Raw genomic sequence first — 17910 nt, forward strand, 5'->3', positions numbered from 1 at the left:
TTCCAGCCCGGCGCACGCGGTGTGCGCCCCGCCGGCCGACCACGAAAGACCTATGCAGACTTCGCTCGCCAAGAATTCGTCTTCCAGCAACCCGTGGTCCTGGATCCCGTCCCTGTACTTTGCGCAGGCCATCCCCTACGTGGTGGTGATGAGCCTGTCCGTCATCATGTACAAGGACATGGGCGTGTCGAACTCCGACATCGCCTTCTATACCAGCCTGCTGTACCTGCCCTGGGTGATCAAGCCCCTGTGGTCGCCGGTGGTCGACATGTTCGGCACCAAGCGCCGCTGGACCGTGCTGCTGCAGCTGGGCGTCGCGGCCTCGCTGGTGGCGGTCGGCCTGTCCCTGCAGCTGCCCAACTTTTTCGTGGCCAGCCTTGCCGTGATGTGGCTGATGGCCTTCAGTTCCGCCACCCATGACATCTCGGCCGACGGCTTCTACATGCTCGGCCTGCGCCAGCAGCAGCAGGCCGCTTTCGTGGGCGTGCGCTCCACCTTCTACCGCCTGGCCACCTTGTCGGTGCAGGGCCCGCTGGTGGTGCTGGCCGGTTACCTGGCCACCCGCCTGGGCAGCGTCAACCAGGCCTGGGCCATCGTGTTCTTCGTGCTGGCCGGCCTGTTCTTCCTGGCCTTCCTGTGGCACGGGATGATCCTGCCCAAGCCGGACAGCGACCACGCGGTGAGGGGCAGCAGCAACCCGCTGCGCGACTTCTTCACCACCTTCGTGCTGTTCTTCCGCAAGCGCGACATCTGGCTGATCCTCGGTTTCATCCTGACCTTCCGCCTGGGCGAAGCCCAGCTCCTGAAGCTGGTCGCGCCCTTCCTGAAAGACCCGCTGGCCGTGGGCGGCCTGGGCCTCACCACCGAGCAGTACGGCATCGCCTACGGCACCATCGGCATCGCGTTCCTGACCATGGGCGGCCTGGCCGGCGGCTACCTGATCTCGCGCCTGGGCCTGAAACGCTGCCTGTGGGTGATGGTGGTCGCGATCCACCTCCCGGACCTGGTCTTCGTCTACCTGTCGCAGACCCAGCCGACCAGCTTCGCCGTGGTCTGCGCCGCGCTGGCGATCGAGCAGTTCGGCTACGGCTTCGGCTTCACCGCGATGATGCTGTACATGATCATGGTCTGCGAAGGCGAGCACAAGACGGCCCACTACGCGATCTGCACCGGCTTCATGGCCCTCGGCATGATGGTGCCGGGGATGTGGAGCGGCGACCTGCAGGAATACCTCGGCTACAAGAACTTCTTCGTCTGGGCGTGTCTGTCGACCATCCCGGCCTTCATCATGGCCGCCCTCGTGAAGATCGACCCGGAATTCGGGAAAAAATAACAGCAATGCGCGATGCACCCGTGCGCCTGACCTCGCTCGACGCCTTCCGCGGCTTCACCATTGCCGCGATGGTGCTCGTGAATAATCCGGGCGACTGGGGCAATCTGCACGCGCAGCTGGCCCACGCCAAATGGCATGGCTGGACCTTCACCGACTGCATCTTCCCCTTCTTCCTGTTCATCGGCGGCGTCGCCATGACGCTGTCGCTCGGCCGCCTGGCCGCCGCCGGCGCCGACAAGCCGCGCCTGCTGCTCAAGCTGGCGCAGCGCGCGGCCCTGATCTTCCTGATCGGCTTCCTGCTCAACCTGATTCCGCGCTTCGACGTCGAGACGGTGCGCATCCCCGGCGTCCTGCAGCGCATCGCCCTGTGCACGCTGCTGGCCGCGCCGCTGGTCGTCTACCTGGGCTGGCGCGCGCAACTGGCCGTGATCGCGGCGCTGCTGGCGCTGTATTCTGTGCTGATGCTGTGGGTGCCGGTGCCGGGCATCGGCGCCGGCGTGCTCGAGCCGGGCCAGGACTTCGGCGCGTACATCGACCGCATGGTCCTGGACGGCCATATGTGGGTGCAATCCAAGACCTGGGACCCGGAAGGCCTGGTGAGCACCATCCCGGCCCTGTGCAGCCAGCTGTTCGGCGTGCTCGCCGGGCGCCTGCTGGCGGCGCAGCTGCCGCGCATCGAACAGACGGCATGGATGCTGTTCGCCGGCCTGGTGTTCCTGGCGCTGGGGTCGAGCCTGGATGCGCTGCTCATGCCGATCAATAAAAGCCTGTGGACGGTATCCTACTGCCTGTGGATGACCGGCTGGGCGCTGCTGGCCTTCGGCGTGTTCTACTGGCTGCTCGACGCCAATCCTCATGCGCTCGTGCGCGAACGCGCCGCCGTCTGGGCCAGGCCCTTCGTCATCTACGGCATGAACGCGCTGTTCATCTTCGCGTTCTCCGGATTCGTCGCCAAGATGCTCGGTTTTATCAAGCTGGCGCAGCCCGACGGCAGCCAGCTTTCGCTCGGCCGCACGCTGTACGCGCCGATCAAGGCGCTGCCGATCGGCGCCGCCAATACGTCGCTGTTATATGCCATCCTCTTCAACGCCTGCATGTTCGCGATTGCTTACGGCATGTGGCGCAAGCGGTGGTTCGTCAAAGTCTAAGAACAAAGGAGAGGACTTGAAGCCTGACCTGAATAAACGCGCGTTCACGCTGGGAGCCATGGGCGGTGCGCTGGCGCTGGCCGGATTCCTCGGCGCCTGCACCACCCAGCCGACCGCCCCCGGCGCAGCCGACTTGCCGCCGCCGGCGCCGCGCGAATTCCGCGCCGCCTGGGTATCGACCGTCGCCAACATCGACTGGCCGAGCAAGCCGGGCCTGCCGAGCGGCCAGCAGCAGGCGGAGGCCATCGCCATCCTCGAGCGCGCAGTCAGCCTCAAGCTGAACGCGATCGTGCTGCAGGTGCGTCCGGCGGCCGATGCGATCTATCCCTCGCCGATCGAGCCCTGGACCGAATACCTGACCGGCGCCCAGGGCAAGCCCCCGATGCCGATGTACGACCCGCTCGCCTTCTGGATCAAGGAAGCGCACGCGCGCGGCCTCGAGCTGCACGCCTGGTTCAATCCCTACCGCGCGCGCCACGACAACGCGCGTTCGCCGAGCGCGCCCAACCACATCACCAACACCATCCCGTCCGCCGTCAAACGCTACGGGAAGTTCATGTGGATGGACCCGGGCGAAGAAGCCGCGTCGAAGCAGACCATGGACGTGATCCTCGACGTGGTGCGCCGCTACGACATCGACGGCGTGCACATCGACGATTACTTCTACCCCTACCCGATCGCGGCGCCGGAAGTCGCGGGCAATGCCCAGGCGCTCGACGGCAACGGCAAGCCTGCGGCCAAGGAACTCGACTTTCCCGACGGCCCGGCCTGGGAGCGCTACCTGGCTGGCGGCGGCAAGCTCGATCGCCCGTCCTGGCGCCGTGACAACGTCAACCGCCTGATCGAAGCCATGTACAAGGGCATCCACAAGGAGAAGAGCTGGGTGCGCTTCGGCATCAGCCCCTTTGGCATGGGCCGTCCGGACCGCCGCCCGCCCGGCATCTCGGGCTTCTCGCAGTACGACAAGCTGTATGCGGACGCCGAGCTGTGGCTGGAAAAGGGCTGGCTCGACTACTTCGTGCCGCAGCTGTACTGGCCGATCGCCCAGACCGCCCAGTCCTATCCGGTGCTGCTCGACTACTGGATTTCGCAGAACCCGCAGGGCCGCCACATGTGGCCGGGCCTGTTCACCAGCCGCATCGGTGCAGCGCCGCCGACCCTGAACTACGAGCCGAAAGAAATCGTGGACCAGATCGCGCTGACGCGCCAGCGCCCGCTGGCGACCGGCCACGTCCACTTCAGCATGGTCGCCCTGACCCAGAACCGCAAGGGCATCAGCGACCAGCTGCGCGCCACCACCTACCAGGGCGATGCCCTGGTGCCGGCCACCCCGTGGCTGCCCAGCCCGGGCCCCGGCACGCCACAGGTCTCCGCCGTGCGCGGCAAGAACGGTGTCGCGCTCAAGCTCAAGGCCGGCAAGGCGACCATGCTGTACGCGATCTGGGCGCGCCACGGCGGCGAATGGCGCTTCTCGGTGGCGCCGGCCGCGCGCGTGGACTGGACCGTGCCGGACGACGCCAAGCTCGGCGCCGCCGACCTGGTGGTGGTGAGCGCGGTGGACCGCCTCGGCAAGGAAGGCGCGCGCGTGCAGGCATGGCGCAAACCGTCATAATGTTGAACATGCACGAACTGGAGCAAGACAAGCTGGGGCTCGGCATCGATGCCGGCGGCACCCAGACCCGCTGGGCCCTGGCGGCGCCCGGCGGCCGCATCGTGGCCGAAGGCACGGCAGGCGGCCTGTCGGCCCTGCAGATGGGCAGCGCCGAGGGGCGCGAATCCGTGCAGGCGACCTTCGCTGCGATCGCCGGCGCCGTGCTGGCCCATGGCCGACCGGCGGCGGTGCGCGCCGGCCTGACCGGCTTCGGCGGCGACGGCGCTCCCCTGCAGCGCTGCCTGGGTGAGCTGCTTGGCCTCGACCCGCAGGCGGTGGTGCTGAGCAACGACATCGAAATTGCCTACCTCGCCAGCTTCAGGCCGGGCGAGGGCTACCTCGTGTACGCAGGCACCGGCTCGATCGGCGCCTTCATCGACGAACACAAGGGCTTTCATCGTGCGGGCGGCCGCGGCGTGGTGCTGGACGACGGCGGCGGCGGCTTCTGGATCGCCCGCGAAGCACTGCGCCATATCTGGCGCATCGAGGACGAGTGTCCCGGCGCCTGGGAAGCCTCGCCGATGGCGCACGCCGTGTTCCAGCACGTGGGCGGCTCGGACTGGTCGTTCTCGCGCCAGTTCATCTATGGCCGCGAACGCGGCGAAGTCGGCAAGCTGGCGATCGCGGTCGCCGCGACCGCCGAGCGCGATCCGGCCGCCGCTGCTATCCTGCGCGAAGCCGGCCGTGAACTGGCCCGGCTGGCGCAGGCGCTGGTCAGCCGTTTCGGCCCGCGCCCGGTGGCCCTGGCCGGCCGCGCCGCCGAGCTGCACCCGCTGATCGTCGAGACCATGCGCGCGGCGCTGCCGCCGGAAACCACGCTCAACCAGACCGGAGTGCGCGCTCACTACGCTGCCGCGCGGCTGGCTGCCGAGCCACAGCACTCCACCCTTTAACCCAGACCCTGCATTCACGCCGATGAAAAACCTGATCGTCCCCGTCATTCTCGCCCTGCTGGCAGGCTGTACCACTGCCCCGATCGGCCCCAAGATCGACACTACCTACACTGCCAAGGGCCAGTCGAGCCGGGCACGCTTCCTGGTGCTGCATTACACCGTGTCCGATACGCCGGCCTCGATCAAGATCCTGACCGAGCAGCAGGTGAGTTCCCACTACCTGGTCACCGACGGCGCCCAGCCGCTCATCTACCGCTTGGTCGACGAGAACCGCGCGGCCTACCATGCCGGCAACTCGAGCTGGAAGAACTACACCCAGCTGAACAACAGCTCGATCGGCATCGAGATCGTGAACGCCGGCTGGACCGCCACGCCCGATGGCGGCCGCATGTTCTACCCCTTCCCGCAAGCCCAGATGGATGTCCTGGTCCCGCTGCTGAAGGACATCGTCCAGCGCCACGGCATCGCGCCCGAGAACGTCCTCGGCCACAGCGACATCGCGCCGCAGCGCAAGCAGGACCCGGGGCCGCTGTTCCCATGGGCGCGCCTGGCACAGGAAGGCCTGGTGCTGTGGCCGGATGCGAACCGGGTCGCCCTGGTACGGCCGGCCTTCGACGCGGTGCTGCCCGACATCTTCTGGTTCCAGCGCAAGCTGGCCACCCACGGCTACGCCATCCAGCAGACCGGGGTGCTCGACCCGCAGACCCGCACCGTGCTGCAGGCCTTCCAGATGAAATACCGCCCGGCCGACTTCGCCGGCAACCCGGATGCGGAAACCGCGACCCTGCTCGAGGTGCTGACCACGCCGGCGAATGCGCCGCTGCCCGTGATTCCGCCGCCGTTGACCACCTCGCCGGTGCCGCCGCTGCCGCCGGCGACCGAGCCGGCCCCGGTGGTCCCGGAAACTGCGCCCGCCCCGGCGGCGCCGGTGCCGCTCCCGCTCCCGAACCCGGCCGTGCCGACGCCGGTGCCGACCCCGGCCACGCCGCCGGTCCCGGCCCCGGTGCCGGCTGCGCCCGCCAACCCAGCCGTTGTGAACACGCCGTGACCCATCGCCGCAGCCGGGTTTTCCCTGTATCCTTCGGAAAATCCGCGCCGTGCGCGCGGAGCCCCTATTGAAGGATTAAGCGATGCGCCTGCGCCATATCGAAGTTTTCCACGCCATCATGCAGGTCGGTACCATCAGCGGTGCCGCCCAGGTTCTCCACATCTCGCAGCCGGCTGTGACGAAAGTCCTGCAGCACGCCGAGCTGCAGCTGGGCATGCCGCTGTTCGAGCGCGTGCGCGGCAAGCTGTATCCGAAGCCCGAGGCGCACCGCCTGTTCGCCGAGACCGAGAAGCTGAACCGCGACCTGCAGGGCATCCGCCGCCTCGCGGCCAGCCTGAAGGGCCGCGCGGTGGAGACCGTGCGCCTGGTGTCGACGCCGACCATCGCGATCAGCGTGCTGCCGCAGGCGATGACGGTGTGGCGCCGCGACTTCCCGCAGGCGCGCTGCGAGCTGGCGACCCAGCACACCAGCGAGATCGTGAACGCGCTGCGCCTGGGCGAAGCCGACCTGGCGCTGTCGCTGCAGGATCCGCGCCACCCGGGCATCGTGGCTGAGCCTATCGCGCACGGCAACCTGACCGTGATGGCGCCCGCCGGCACCTGGAGCGAAGAAGAGCGCGCCAAACCCTTCACGGCCGAAGGCCTGACCGGGGAGCTGATCGGCCTGAACGACGGCGACCCGCTGGGCGAGATCGTGGTCGCGGCCTGCGAGGCGCAGGGTGTGCAGCCGGTCTACCACACCGTGGTGCAGACCTACCAGATCGCGCGTTCGCTGGTGGAAGCCGGTGCCGGCGTGGCCGTGCTCGATCCGTTCACCGCCGCCTCGGCCGACCCGGCCAAGGTGCAGTGCCGCACTTGGTCGCCCGCGATGCCGGTGCACCTGTATTTGCTGAGCGCCAGCCATTCCCCCTTGTCGCACGGGGCGCGGGAGCTGGCCAACTGTATCGGCGCGACCGCGCGCGCCTGTCTGGAAAAAGCCTGTTCATGACCTTGACTGTCGCCAGCGAGGAGATCACCGGCAGCCCCGAATTCCGCCATCTGACCAGCATCGCCGGTATCGCGATCGACCTGCGCTACGCGACGTCGAACAACTTCGTCGGACGCGACCTGTATTCGCCCTTCGACTGCGCCTGGCTGCACCGCGACGCCGCTGCGGCCCTCGAACAGGTCGTGGCCTGGCTGAAGCAACGCCGTCCCGGCTATACCGCACTGGTGCTCGACGCCCTGCGCCCGCAGCGCGTGCAGCAGCAGCTGTGGGATGCGCTCGATGGCACCGGCCTGCAGATGTACCTGGCCAACCCGGCGCGCGGCTCGATCCATTCCTACGGCATGGCGCTCGACATCACCCTGCTGGACGAGCAGGGCCGCGAGCTCGACATGGGCACCGGCTTCGACGACATGACCAATTTGTCGCACCCGGCGCTGGAAGAGGGCTTCCTGCTGAGCGGTGAGCTCAGCGAAGCCCAGGTAGCCAACCGCCGCCTGCTGCGCGAAGCGATGCTGGAGGCCGGCTTCTTCGGCATCAATACCGAATGGTGGCATTTCGACTGCGGCGACCGCGAACTGGTGCGCGCCACTTACCGCCGCGTGCTCTGACCGGGCCGATGACGCCATCATTTCCCCTGCGCTGGCTGCACGGCGTCCTCGCCGCCGCCTGTTTGGTGCTGGCCCCGCAACTGCATGCGCAATCGGTGGCGCTGAGCTTCGACGACGGTCCGACCCTGGCCGCCACCCCGCGCCTGACGCCGCAGGCCCGCAATGAGGCGATGCTGGCGGCGCTGGCGAAGCACAAGGTGAAGGCCGCGCTGTTCGTCACGGCCGCCAACGGGGCCGTCAAGCCCGAAGGGCTGGCGCTGGCGCGCGCCTGGGGCGGGCAGGGCCACGTGGTGGCGAACCACACCATGACCCACCCCGACCTGAACAAGGCCACGACCACCCTGGCGCAATACCAGCAGGAAGTGCTCGACTGCGACCGCATCGTATCGGCGCTGCCCGGCTACCAGAAATGGTTCCGCTTCACCTACCTGCGCGAAGGGAACACGCCGGAAAAGAGCGAGGGCATGCGTGCTTTCCTGCGCGAGCAGGGCTACCGCAATGCCTACGTCACGCTCGACACCAGCGACTGGCGCCTGAACGACAAACTGGTCGAGGTGCTGGAGAAGAATCCGAAGGCGGACCTTGAACCGATCCGCCAGGCCTACCTGTCCCACATCCGCCAGCGTGCGCTGGCCTACCGCGCCCTGTCGCAGCGGCTGCAGGGCAGGGATATCCCGCAGATGATGCTGATGCACCATAACCTGATCAATGCGCTGTGGCTGGACGACGTGATCCGCCAGTTCAAGGAGATGGGCTGGACCATCGTCACCCCGGCCGAGGCCTTCGCCGACCCGGTCTACCAGCTCGAACCGCAGCGCAAGGTGCCGGGCCAGAGCCTGTTGATCTCAATGGGACGCAGCCTGGGCTTGACGACGCAGGACATCGGCCTGCGGCTGATGGACGACGGCGACTTCGAGATCGAGGCGCTCAGGCGGCAGGGACTCTGAGCGCTGTCGCTTACGGCGCCACAGGCGCCGCCTGCACGGCCGGCTGCTGCTGTTGAACGGCCCCCGACCGCGCCACCCAATCCACCAGCGCATCCAGCACCGCGCGCCCGCGCCCGTTGCCCGCATCCTCGCTGTTCACGATCGCGACGAATACGTTCTGCACCCCGTTCGCATCCGGCACATAGCCCGCCAGCGCCACCACGTTGCGCAGCGTGCCGGTCTTGAGGCGCGCCCGGCCTGCCGCCGGCGTGCCTTGCAGGCGGCGGCGCAGGGTGCCGTCGATGCCGGCGATCGGCATGCTGGCCTGGAATTCCGGCGCCCAGTTGCTGCGCAGGCCGGCCTGCAGCAGATAAGCCATCTGCTGGGCCGTGATGCGTTCCGTGCGCGACAGGCCGGAGCCGTTCTCGATCACGAAGCCGGTATCGTCGATGCGCTGGCTGCGCATCCATTCGCGTACCGCGGCATCCGAACGCGCAAAGGTGGTTTCGCCATTCGGCGGCAGCGCGAAACTGCCGGCCGCCGGATCGGGCTGCAGGCTGCCCAGGCTCAGGAACAGGGTGCGTGCCAGCAGGTTGTCCGAGGGCTTGTTGGTGTCGCGCACCAGCTCCGGCAGCATGCGCGAGGTGTGCTCGGCCAGCAGGCGCGACTCCGGCGGCGCCGTGCCCGCCACAGTCTTGCCGCTGAATTTTCCGCCCAGTTCCTTCCACTTCTGGCGGAACAGGCGGTCGAGGTAGTCGTCGCGGTCCAGCACGTTGATGCTGTAGCTGCGCGCGCACTCCTTGGGGAAGGTCCCGTGCAGGATCACCTTGATGCGGCCATCCTTCTGGCGCACCGCTTCCGGCAGCTTCCAGCCGTCTTCCCACTTCGCACAGTCGGCGTCGACCAGGGTCATATCGGAGCCGATGCTGACGCGGTCGAGCGCCGGCTGCATCTCCAGCTTCAGGCGCTTGCCGGTCGAGCGCATGTCGATCTGCAGCATGTTCTTGTTGACCAGCAGCGGGTCCGGGATCACGTTGTAATACGCCTCGGGCGACTCGTCGAAGGGCGGCAGGCCGAGGTCGAGGCGGGCCGGTTCCCACAGGCTGCGGTCCAGCACCAGGTCGCCCTCGATGCGGCGGATGCCCTGGTAGTGCAGGGCACGCAGCATGTTCTCCAGGTGTTCGCCGGAGAAGTCGGCGTCGGCGCCGCCCTTCAGGATCAGGTTGCCGCGCAGGACGCCCTTCTCGATGTCGCCCGTGGTGCGCAGCTCGGTGCGGCCGCGGAAGGCGGGACCGAGGCGTTCCAGGCTGATCATGGTCGTCACCAGCTTCATGGTCGATGCCGGCTGCATCGGCCGGTCGGCCTGGTGCGACAGCAGCGCGCTGTCGCCCTTGAGCACCAGCACCGCGAGGGCGTCTTCCGGCAGGCCCTGCTGGGCCAGCACCTGCGCCAGCGGCGCCGGCAGCTGGGCGTGGGCGCTGCCGAAGACAGCGACGAGAACAGTGGCAAGGGCGAGGCGGCGGAACATGAACAACTCCTTAACCGAAGAACAGATAGGCGACGAAGATGGCGCCGATGACGCCGGCCAGGTCGGCCAGCAGGCCGTAGCCGATCGCATAGCGGCTCTTGCGGATGCCGACCGAGCCGAAATACAGCGCGATGATGTAGAAGGTGGTGTCGGCGGCGCCCTGCAGGATGCTGGCCAGGCGGCCGACGAAGGAGTCGACCCCGTAGGTGGTCATCGCATCGATCATCATGGCGCGCGAGCCGCTGCCCGACAGCGGTTTCATGAGCGCGGTCGGCAGCGCGCCGACGAAGTCCGTGGGCAGGCCGAGTGCGGTAAAGATCCAGGCGAAGCCGCTGACGATCCAGCCCAGGATGCCCGAATTGCGCACCACGCTGATCGCCACCAGCATGCCGACCAGGTAGGGAATGATCCTCAGCGAGGTTTCGATGCCGCCCTTGGCGCCCTCGATGAAGGCTTCGAACACGTTCACCTTCTTCGCCAGCGCGCCGACCATGAAGGCGGCGATGACCGAGAACAGGATCAGGTTGGCGGCGACCACCGAGACCAGCTGGATCTGCGCCTTGTCGAGGAAGACCGTGAAGTACCAGACCAGCAGGCCGATCAGGGCGGTCAGGCCGCCGATCCAGCCGAAGACGGCGGGGTGGAGCAGGTTGATGCGCTGGCGCAGGCTGACGGCGATGATGCCGGTCATGGTCGAGCAGTAGGTCGCGATCAGGGTCGGGATGAAGATGTCGGCCGGGTTGGCCGCGCCCAGGATCGCGCGCTGGGCCATGATCGCCAGCGGGATGATGGTCAGGCCCGAGGTCTGGATCACCAGGAACATGATCTGGGCGTCGCTGGCCTCGTCCTTGCTGGGGTTCAGCGACTGCAGGCTTTCCATGGCCTTCAGGCCGAAGGGGGTGGCGGCGTTGTCCAGGCCCAGCATGTTGGCCGAGAAGTTCATCACCATGTGGCCGTTGGCCGGATGGTCTTTCGGCACGCCCGGGAAGATGCGCGAGAAGAAGGGGGCGATGACGCGCGCGAACAGCTTGATGGCGCCGGCCTTCTCGCCGACGTTCATGATCCCGAGCCAGAGCGTCATGACGCCGGCCAGCGGCAGGGCGATGTCCATCACCGCCATCTTGGCCGACGAGAAGGTGCCGTCGATGATGCGCTTGAAGATTTCTGAGTCGCCCAGGAACAGCCACTGCGCGAGTGCCGCGATGAAGCCGACGAGGAAAAAGCCAGTCCAGATGTAATTGAGTGCCATATGATTACTGCCGCTGAGGTCTTGCGATTGTGCAGCGGAGAGTATAGGCCGAGAGCAAGCTGCGCAGATGAAAGAATGCGTTTGAGCCATGTTGAAAAGTTATGAGTCATTTTTTTGTTTGCTCAATGGCATCAGAATCAGGGCATAATCTTTTTTCCACACCACAAAAGAGACCAGCATGCGTCGTCCATTTCGCCCTAGCCTGTGCAGCCTCGTTTTCGTCCTCGGCAGCGTCGCCGCCGTGCATGCCTACGCGCAGGCGCCAGCCGCGAGCCGTAGTGAACGCGTGGCTGCGCTCCTGCCCGAAATAGACAAGATGTATACGGACCTGGCCGGCAAGGAACACCTGCCGGGCCTGGTCTATGGTGTGGTCCTCGACGGCAAGCTGGTGCATGCCCGTGCGCTCGGCCTGGCCGACGTGGAACGCAAGATCCCGGCGACCAGCTCAAGCGAATTCCGCATCGCCTCGATGACGAAAAGCTTTGTGGCGATGGCGGCGCTGAAGCTGCGTGACGATGGCAAGCTGAGGCTCGATGATCCGGTCGCCAACTACCTGCCCGAACTGCGCCGCATCCAGCTGCCGACCACCGACTCGCCGGCGCTGACGATTCGCCAGCTGATGACCATGACTACCGGGCTGCCGGAGGACAATCCCTGGGGCGACCGCCAGATGGCCCTTCCCAGCGCCAGGATCGAACAGTTGATTGGCGCCGGACTGTCGTTTTCCAACGCGCCCGGACATACTTTCGAGTACAGCAACCTCGGCTACATCCTGCTGGGCAAGGTGGTGAGCAAGGTCTCGGGCATGCGCTTCCAGGACTACGTCACGCGCGAGATCCTGCGGCCGCTCGGCATGAACAACACGCGCTGGGAATATACGCAAGCCTCGCCGGGCAAGCTCGCGCTGGGCTACCGCTGGGACCGCGACCACTGGGAGCTCGAGCCGATCCTGCCCGATGGCGACGGCGCCGCGATGGGCGGGCTGATCACGACAATGGATGACTTTGCGCGCTACGTCGCCTTCCACCTGGACGCCTGGCCGGCCCGCAGCGAACCAGATCGCGGACCGCTGCGCCGTGCCACGCTGCGCGAGATGCAGCTGCCGCAGGTGTTTGCGGGCCTGGGTGCCAGGGCCACCCTGAGCGACGGCAAAACGCCGAACCCGAACGTCAGTTTCTACAGCTACGGCCTGGTCTGGTCGCGCGACAGCCGCCAAGTGGTAAGCTCGGGCCATTCGGGCGGGCTGCCCGGCTTTGGCAGCCAGTACCGTTTCGCACCGGACCATGGCGTGGGGGTGTTTGCCTTCACCAACCTGCGCTACGGGCCGGTCTACGGGCCGACGGCCAAAGCGCTGGCCATCCTGGTCGAGCGTGCCGATCTTGGCCCGCGGCCGGTCGCCGTATCGCCGATCCTGGCGACGCGCCATACGCAGGTGGCACAGCTGCTGCAGTCGTGGGATGCGTCCCTGGGAAGCGCGATCGCGGCCGAAAACCTGTTCCTCGACCGCTCGCGCGAAGACTGGATCGCGCACGCGCGCGAAAAGCTGGAGCCGATCGGGAAGATCACCTCGGTCGGCCCGATCAAGGCCGAAAATGGCTTGCGTGGCAGCTTCCCCTTGCATGGCGAGCGCGGCACGGTGAACGTCGCATTCACGCTCACCCCCGAACGCGAGCCCAAGGTCCAGGAGATCACCCTTACGCCAGTGAAGCAATAGCGCCATGAAACTCCGCCTGAGCGCCGCCGCCCTCCTGTTTCCCCTGCTGTGCGCCGGCAGCGCGGGCGCGCAAGCGCCGACCAGGGCGCCCGCGCAGGAAAAAGTCCTGCGCATGTTCCTGTCCACCAGCGAGACCGGTCTGGACCCGGCCGTGGCCTCGGACAATGCCACCCTGTCGCTGCTCGAAAACCTGTTCGATCCGCTGCTGCGCTACGACTACCTGGCGCGCCCGGCCAGGCTGCGCCCGAACACCGCCACCGCCATGCCCGAGGTGAGCGCGGACGGCCTGACTTATACCTTCCGCATCCGCCCCGGCATTCATTTCACGCCCGACCCGGCTTTCAAAGGGGTGAAGCGCGAGATGACGGCCCAGGACTACGTCTACAGCATCAAGCGCCTGAGCGACCCGGCAACCAGGTCGCCCTGGGCCGCCATGTTCGAGGGGGTGACCGAGCTGCGCGCCCTCGACCGCCACAGCTTGCGCATCCGCCTGAAGGCTCCGGACAACAACTTCCTGTTCTATCTGGCGATACCCGCGTCAGGCGCGGTAGCGCGCGAAGTGATCGAGGCCTATCCGGGCCAGGCCGGCAACCACCCGGTCGGCACCGGCCCCTTCATGGTCGGCGAGTGGAAGCGCAGCGACCGCATCGTCTTGCTGGCCAATCCGTATTCGACCGCCGTGTTCCACGCCACGCCGGGCGACAATCCTGAAGACAAGGCCATCGCCGCGGCATTGGAAGGCAAGCGCCTGCCGCGGGTGGAGCGGATCGAGGTGCGCATCGCCGAGGAATTCCAGGGCCGCATGCTGGGCTTCCTGAACGCCGAGTACGACTACCTCGAGCAGATCCCGGAATCGATGACCGACATGGTGGTGCGCGACGGCCAGCTCAAGCCGGAGCTGGCGGCGCGCGGCATCGTGCTGTCGCGCTTCCCGGTGCTGCAGACCTACTACATGTGGATGAACATGAACGACCCGGTGGTCGGCGGCTACGGCAAGGACAAGGTGGCGCTGCGGCGGGCGATCTCGCTGGCCTATAACAATGCCGAGGACATCGCCCTGTTGAAGAAGGGCTTTGCGATCAAGGCCGAATCGCCGCTGCCGCCCAATGTGCTGGGCTACGACCCGAATTACCGCAGTCCGGTGCCCTATGACCCGGCGCTGGCGAATGCGCTGCTGGACCGCTACGGTTATACCCGGCGCGACCCGGACGGGTTCAGGCGCACCCCCGACAACCGGCCGCTGACCTTGACCATGCACAGCGAAGCCACGGTCGGCGGCCGCCTGCGCGACGAGTTGTGGCGCAAGTGCCTGAACGCGATCGGCCTGCGCGTGAGCTTCAAGTCGGACAAGAAGACCGAGATCATCAAGGCTTCGCGCCTGGGCACGGTGCAGATGTTCGAGAGTAACTGGATCGCCGACTTCCCCGACGGCGACAACTTCTACCAGCTGCTGTACGGCCCGAATGCCGGCCGCGCCAACTATGCGCGCTTCAACCTGCCGGCCTATAACGAACGCTATGAACAGGCACGGCTCTTGAGCGATGGACCGGCGCGCCAGAAACTGTATTTCGAGATGAACCAGCTGATCCACGCGTATAACCCCTGGGTGCCTTTGACCCATGTTTTATCGGGCGATCTGCGCCATCCGTGGTTGAAAAACTACAAACGCCATCCGGTCGAATTCACGAGCTGGCGCTATCTGGATGTCGATGTTGCGCAAAGAGCACGTTCTGGCAGAGTGACGCGCTAGTATCCGTGAGTTTTTCCTAAATAAAACATTCCTGTTAGTTATACTGGCCGCCGGATATTTCATTGGATAGGCCTAGACAGGGGCCTTACTCTGAAATCGAAAAATAACGTAATGCAAAGACATTGCGGCTACGAAAATCCGGTCGATCCCCCGCGACCGCCAAGGGAAAACGTTAGGAGAAACGCGTGAAGTTAAAGAAGCTCGCCCATTTGATCGCCCTGATGGGAGCGGTCAGCCCGGCCATCGCACAGAACGTGCAGACGACCGGCCCGATGCAGCGTGTCGAGATCACCGGCAGTAGCATCAAGCGCATCGCCAAGGAAGGCGCGCTGCCGGTCGAGATCATCACTGCCAGGCAGTTGGAAGACCAGGGTATCGTCACCGCCGAGCAACTGATCGCAACGCTGAACGTCAACGGCAACGGCTCGGACAACCTGGCTTCGAACGCCGACGTCACTTCGGGCGCCCAGCGCGGCAACAATGGCGCTTCATCCGCCAACCTGCGCGGCCAAGGCGCCGATTCGACCCTGGTGCTGCTGAACGGCCGCCGCGTGGCGACCCACGGCATGAAGGGCTCGGCGGTCGACCTGAACTCGATCCCGATGGCGGCGGTCGAGCGCGTCGAGGTGCTGAAGGACGGCGCTTCCGCGATCTACGGCACCGACGCGATCGGCGGCGTGATCAACTTCATCCTGAAAAAGAACTACAAGGGTCTGGAAACCCAGGCCTTCGTCGACGTTACCGAGGCGGGCGGCAGCGAGATCGGCCGTGCTTCCATCACCGGCGGCTGGGGCGACCTGCAGACCGACGGCTGGAATGTGCTGGCCACCTTCTCGCACAGCCAGAACAAGGCCCTGCGCGGCGACCAGCGCGACTTCGTGAACACCTTCCAGCCGGACCGCGGCGTCTCGGTCGACACCCGCGGTTCGCCGCACGCCAACGTGTTCGCCACCAGCGTCGGCCCGTCGCTGCTGTCGCGCACCGGCACCGGCCCGACCATCCCTGGCGGCGGCAGCACCACCTATAGCGGCGTCAGCATCCTCGACCTGCCGGGCGGCGCGGGCTGCACCAGCATCGACGGCATGGGTCCGTACGACGAGAAGCTGTGGAACAGCGCCGGCGCCGCCTATGGCTGCGCCTGGGACACCGGCCGCGCGGCCGTGCTGCAGCAGCCGGTCAAGAACAGCAACGCGCTGGCACGCGCCACTTTCCAGTCGGGCGACCACCAGTTCTTCATCGAAGGCGTGGGCTCGAACGTCGAAGTGGCCAAGCGCTTCTCGCCGAACCAGATCTCGCCGTCGGCATCGACCTTTGGCGCATCGTCGTTCTACCCGCGCACCGGCGCCGCCTACGACACCGTGTACAACGCACTGGTCAAGGTGTTCCCGAGCGTCGCGGCCAACTACGGCCTGCCGATCGCCTACCGCTGGCGCTGCATGGAGTGCGGCAACCGTGAGATCGTGACCGAAAGCAAAGCCGCGCGCCTGCTGATCGGCGCCGACGGCCCGGTCAACCTGTTCGGCCGCAGCTTCGACTACCGTGTCGGCGCTTCGCGCGCCTTCAGCGAGTCGGAATCGCTGCTGGGCACCGGCTTCAACTACACCGTCGCCCTGGCCAACGCCCTGGGCAGCGGCAAGATCAACCCCTTCCTGCTGCCGGGCCAGACCCAGTCGCAGGAAGCGGTTGACCTGATCAAGAGCACCTCGGCCGCCGGCGTCACCCTGTACGGCGGCAAGACCATCCTGACCCAGGTCGACGGCGCCCTGTCGGGCGAGCTGTTCAACCTGCCGGCCGGCGCCGTGATGGGCGCGCTCGGTTTCGACCTGCGCCGTGAAGAGTACAAGTTCAATGGCGACAAGCGCGCTTCGGCCGCCCGTCCGGCGATCCTGAACGCGCCATTCGACGACACCAACGCGCTGGACGGCGTGCACCGCGACATCAAGGCGATCTACGCCGAGCTGCTGGTGCCGGTGACCAAGGACCTGGAAGTGACGCTGGCCGTCCGCCGCGACCACTACAGCGGCATCGGCAGCACTACCAACCCGAAGGTCTCGTTCCGTTACCAGCCGATGCCGCAGCTGCTGTTCCGCGGTTCGTACAACGAAGGCTTCCGCGCCCCGTCGTTCAACCAGCTGTTCAACGGCATCACCGAGTCGCCGTACGCCGGCAAGGACTTGGTCGATCCGGCCAAGTGCCCGACCGGTCTGGTCGACGCGAGCAAGCCGGGCTGCGAGTCGATCACCCCGACCATCTGGACCGGCGGCAAGAGCGACCTGGGTCCGGAAACCGCGAAGCAGGGCACCGTCGGCGTCGTGATCGAGCCGTTCAACTGGTTCTCGGCCAACGCCGACCTGTGGGAGATCCGCAAGCAGAACACCATCGATTCGTTCAGCACCGCGACCATGGTGGCGAACTACAACCTGTTCGCAAATCGTTTCGGCCGCGACGTGGCAACGGGCAATATCACCGTCATCGACCAGCGCTGGGTCAACGCCGGCGAGCGCATTACCCGCGGCCTCGAGCTGGGTGCCCGCTTTAACGGTAAATTCAGCACCGGCTCGCAGTGGACCCTGGGTATCGACGGTTCGCGCCTGCTCGAGAAGAAGTCGCGCGCCACTACCAATGCGGAATTCGGCAAGAGCGAAGTGGGCCGCTTCACCTTCACCGGCGACCTGGGCCTGAAGTGGAAGCACAGCGCCTACGCGACCTACAAGTTCGGCAACTGGAGCACCATGCTGCAGAACATCTACCGTGCCGGCTACGATGACCAGGTGCTGCCGGGCGTGGCCAACGGCCTGGTGAAACCGTCGAACTACAATCCGAAAGTGGATGCCTACTCGATCTTCCACCTGACGACGACCTACACCGGCATCAAGAACGTGACGCTGACCGCGGGTATCAAGAACCTCCTGGACGAAGATCCGCCGTTCGCGATCACCTACGACAGCAACACCGGTGCAGGCAGCTCGTGGGAGCCGCGCGTGGCCGACCCGCGTGGCCGTTCGTTCACCCTGATGGCGACCTACAAGTTCTTCTAAGTTGATCGCTTCAGGCGGCCCGCTGTCGACGGAGGC

At 66.5% G+C, this 17910-nt stretch carries 12 protein-coding genes and 1 pseudogene; 11 read left to right on the plus strand and 2 right to left on the minus strand.

Annotated features, from left to right (window positions below; all coding sequences use genetic code 11):
- Nucleotides 1–52: 52 nt before the first annotated feature.
- The 8 genes and pseudogenes from ACSQ25_RS00360 (at nt 53) to ACSQ25_RS00395 (ending at nt 8616) form a co-directional block, all read left to right on the plus strand.
- On the plus strand, nt 53–1333 hold the full coding sequence (locus ACSQ25_RS00360) for an MFS transporter (RefSeq protein WP_436103745.1): 1281 nt from the start codon (nt 53–55) through the stop codon (nt 1331–1333).
- A gap of 5 nt (nt 1334–1338) precedes the next feature.
- A complete protein-coding gene (locus ACSQ25_RS00365) occupies nt 1339–2481 on the plus strand; it encodes an acyltransferase family protein (RefSeq protein ID WP_436103746.1) in 1143 nt (380 codons plus the stop codon).
- A gap of 58 nt (nt 2482–2539) precedes the next feature.
- Nucleotides 2540–4093, plus strand: a complete 1554-nt coding sequence (locus ACSQ25_RS00370) for a glycoside hydrolase family 10 protein (RefSeq protein ID WP_436108003.1) — start codon at nt 2540–2542, stop codon at nt 4091–4093.
- Complete coding sequence (locus ACSQ25_RS00375; RefSeq protein WP_436103747.1) at nt 4093–5025, plus strand: N-acetylglucosamine kinase; 933 nt, start codon at nt 4093–4095, stop codon at nt 5023–5025. Before ACSQ25_RS00370 ends, ACSQ25_RS00375 begins: the two co-directional genes overlap by 1 nt.
- A gap of 22 nt (nt 5026–5047) precedes the next feature.
- A pseudogene (locus tag ACSQ25_RS00380) lies at nt 5048–5824 on the plus strand (peptidoglycan recognition protein family protein); the annotation flags it as partial.
- Between the two features lie 331 nt (nt 5825–6155).
- On the plus strand, nt 6156–7061 hold the full coding sequence (locus tag ACSQ25_RS00385) for a LysR family transcriptional regulator (protein WP_436103748.1): 906 nt from the start codon (nt 6156–6158) through the stop codon (nt 7059–7061).
- Entirely contained in the window at nt 7058–7669 is a 612-nt protein-coding gene (locus tag ACSQ25_RS00390) for a M15 family metallopeptidase (RefSeq protein ID WP_436103749.1), read from the plus strand. Before ACSQ25_RS00385 ends, ACSQ25_RS00390 begins: the two co-directional genes overlap by 4 nt.
- An 8-nt stretch (nt 7670–7677) precedes the next feature.
- Nucleotides 7678–8616 (plus strand): polysaccharide deacetylase family protein, encoded by a 939-nt coding sequence (locus ACSQ25_RS00395; RefSeq protein WP_436103750.1) that lies wholly within the window; start codon nt 7678–7680, stop codon nt 8614–8616.
- 10 nt (nt 8617–8626) lie between these two features.
- Here ACSQ25_RS00395 and dacB read toward each other — a convergent pair whose 3' ends face one another.
- Both dacB and ACSQ25_RS00405 read right to left on the minus strand, forming a co-directional pair.
- Nucleotides 8627–10123, minus strand: a complete 1497-nt coding sequence (dacB, locus tag ACSQ25_RS00400) for a D-alanyl-D-alanine carboxypeptidase/D-alanyl-D-alanine endopeptidase (RefSeq protein WP_436103751.1) — start codon at nt 10121–10123, stop codon at nt 8627–8629.
- Nucleotides 10124–10133: 10 nt separating this feature from the next.
- Complete coding sequence (locus tag ACSQ25_RS00405; protein ID WP_436103752.1) at nt 10134–11372, minus strand: nucleoside recognition domain-containing protein; 1239 nt, start codon at nt 11370–11372, stop codon at nt 10134–10136.
- A gap of 178 nt (nt 11373–11550) precedes the next feature.
- On the opposite strand from ACSQ25_RS00405, the gene ACSQ25_RS00410 reads away from it, so the two are divergent.
- The 3 genes from ACSQ25_RS00410 to ACSQ25_RS00420 all read left to right on the plus strand — a co-directional run bounded on the left by ACSQ25_RS00410 (nt 11551) and on the right by ACSQ25_RS00420 (nt 17874).
- A complete protein-coding gene (locus tag ACSQ25_RS00410) occupies nt 11551–13086 on the plus strand; it encodes a serine hydrolase domain-containing protein (protein ID WP_436103753.1) in 1536 nt (511 codons plus the stop codon).
- 4 nt (nt 13087–13090) lie between these two features.
- Nucleotides 13091–14836: an ABC transporter substrate-binding protein gene (locus tag ACSQ25_RS00415; RefSeq protein WP_436103754.1), complete on the plus strand. Its 1746-nt coding sequence runs from the start codon at nt 13091–13093 to the stop codon at nt 14834–14836.
- Between the two features lie 185 nt (nt 14837–15021).
- Nucleotides 15022–17874: a TonB-dependent receptor domain-containing protein gene (locus ACSQ25_RS00420; protein ID WP_436103755.1), complete on the plus strand. Its 2853-nt coding sequence runs from the start codon at nt 15022–15024 to the stop codon at nt 17872–17874.
- Nucleotides 17875–17910: the final 36 nt, after the last annotated feature.

The organism is Massilia sp. LjRoot122 (assembly GCF_964252725.1).
In the GTDB taxonomy this organism is placed as follows: domain Bacteria; phylum Pseudomonadota; class Gammaproteobacteria; order Burkholderiales; family Burkholderiaceae_D; genus Telluria.

Bases quoted from the DNA above. Each gene is read 5' to 3' on its own strand.
- ACSQ25_RS00405 (WP_436103752.1), bottom strand. From the start codon at position 11,372: ATGGCACTCAATTACATCTGGACTGGCTTTTTCCTCGTCGGCTTCATC.
- ACSQ25_RS00395 (WP_436103750.1), top strand. From the start codon at position 7,678: ATGACGCCATCATTTCCCCTGCGCTGGCTGCACGGCGTCCTCGCCGCC.
- ACSQ25_RS00370 (WP_436108003.1), top strand. From the start codon at position 2,540: ATGGGCGGTGCGCTGGCGCTGGCCGGATTCCTCGGCGCCTGCACCACC.
- ACSQ25_RS00360 (WP_436103745.1), top strand. From the start codon at position 53: ATGCAGACTTCGCTCGCCAAGAATTCGTCTTCCAGCAACCCGTGGTCC.
- ACSQ25_RS00385 (WP_436103748.1), top strand. From the start codon at position 6,156: ATGCGCCTGCGCCATATCGAAGTTTTCCACGCCATCATGCAGGTCGGT.
- dacB (WP_436103751.1), bottom strand. From the start codon at position 10,123: ATGTTCCGCCGCCTCGCCCTTGCCACTGTTCTCGTCGCTGTCTTCGGC.
- ACSQ25_RS00390 (WP_436103749.1), top strand. From the start codon at position 7,058: ATGACCTTGACTGTCGCCAGCGAGGAGATCACCGGCAGCCCCGAATTC.
- ACSQ25_RS00375 (WP_436103747.1), top strand. From the start codon at position 4,093: ATGTTGAACATGCACGAACTGGAGCAAGACAAGCTGGGGCTCGGCATC.
- ACSQ25_RS00365 (WP_436103746.1), top strand. From the start codon at position 1,339: ATGCGCGATGCACCCGTGCGCCTGACCTCGCTCGACGCCTTCCGCGGC.
- ACSQ25_RS00415 (WP_436103754.1), top strand. From the start codon at position 13,091: ATGAAACTCCGCCTGAGCGCCGCCGCCCTCCTGTTTCCCCTGCTGTGC.
- ACSQ25_RS00410 (WP_436103753.1), top strand. From the start codon at position 11,551: ATGCGTCGTCCATTTCGCCCTAGCCTGTGCAGCCTCGTTTTCGTCCTC.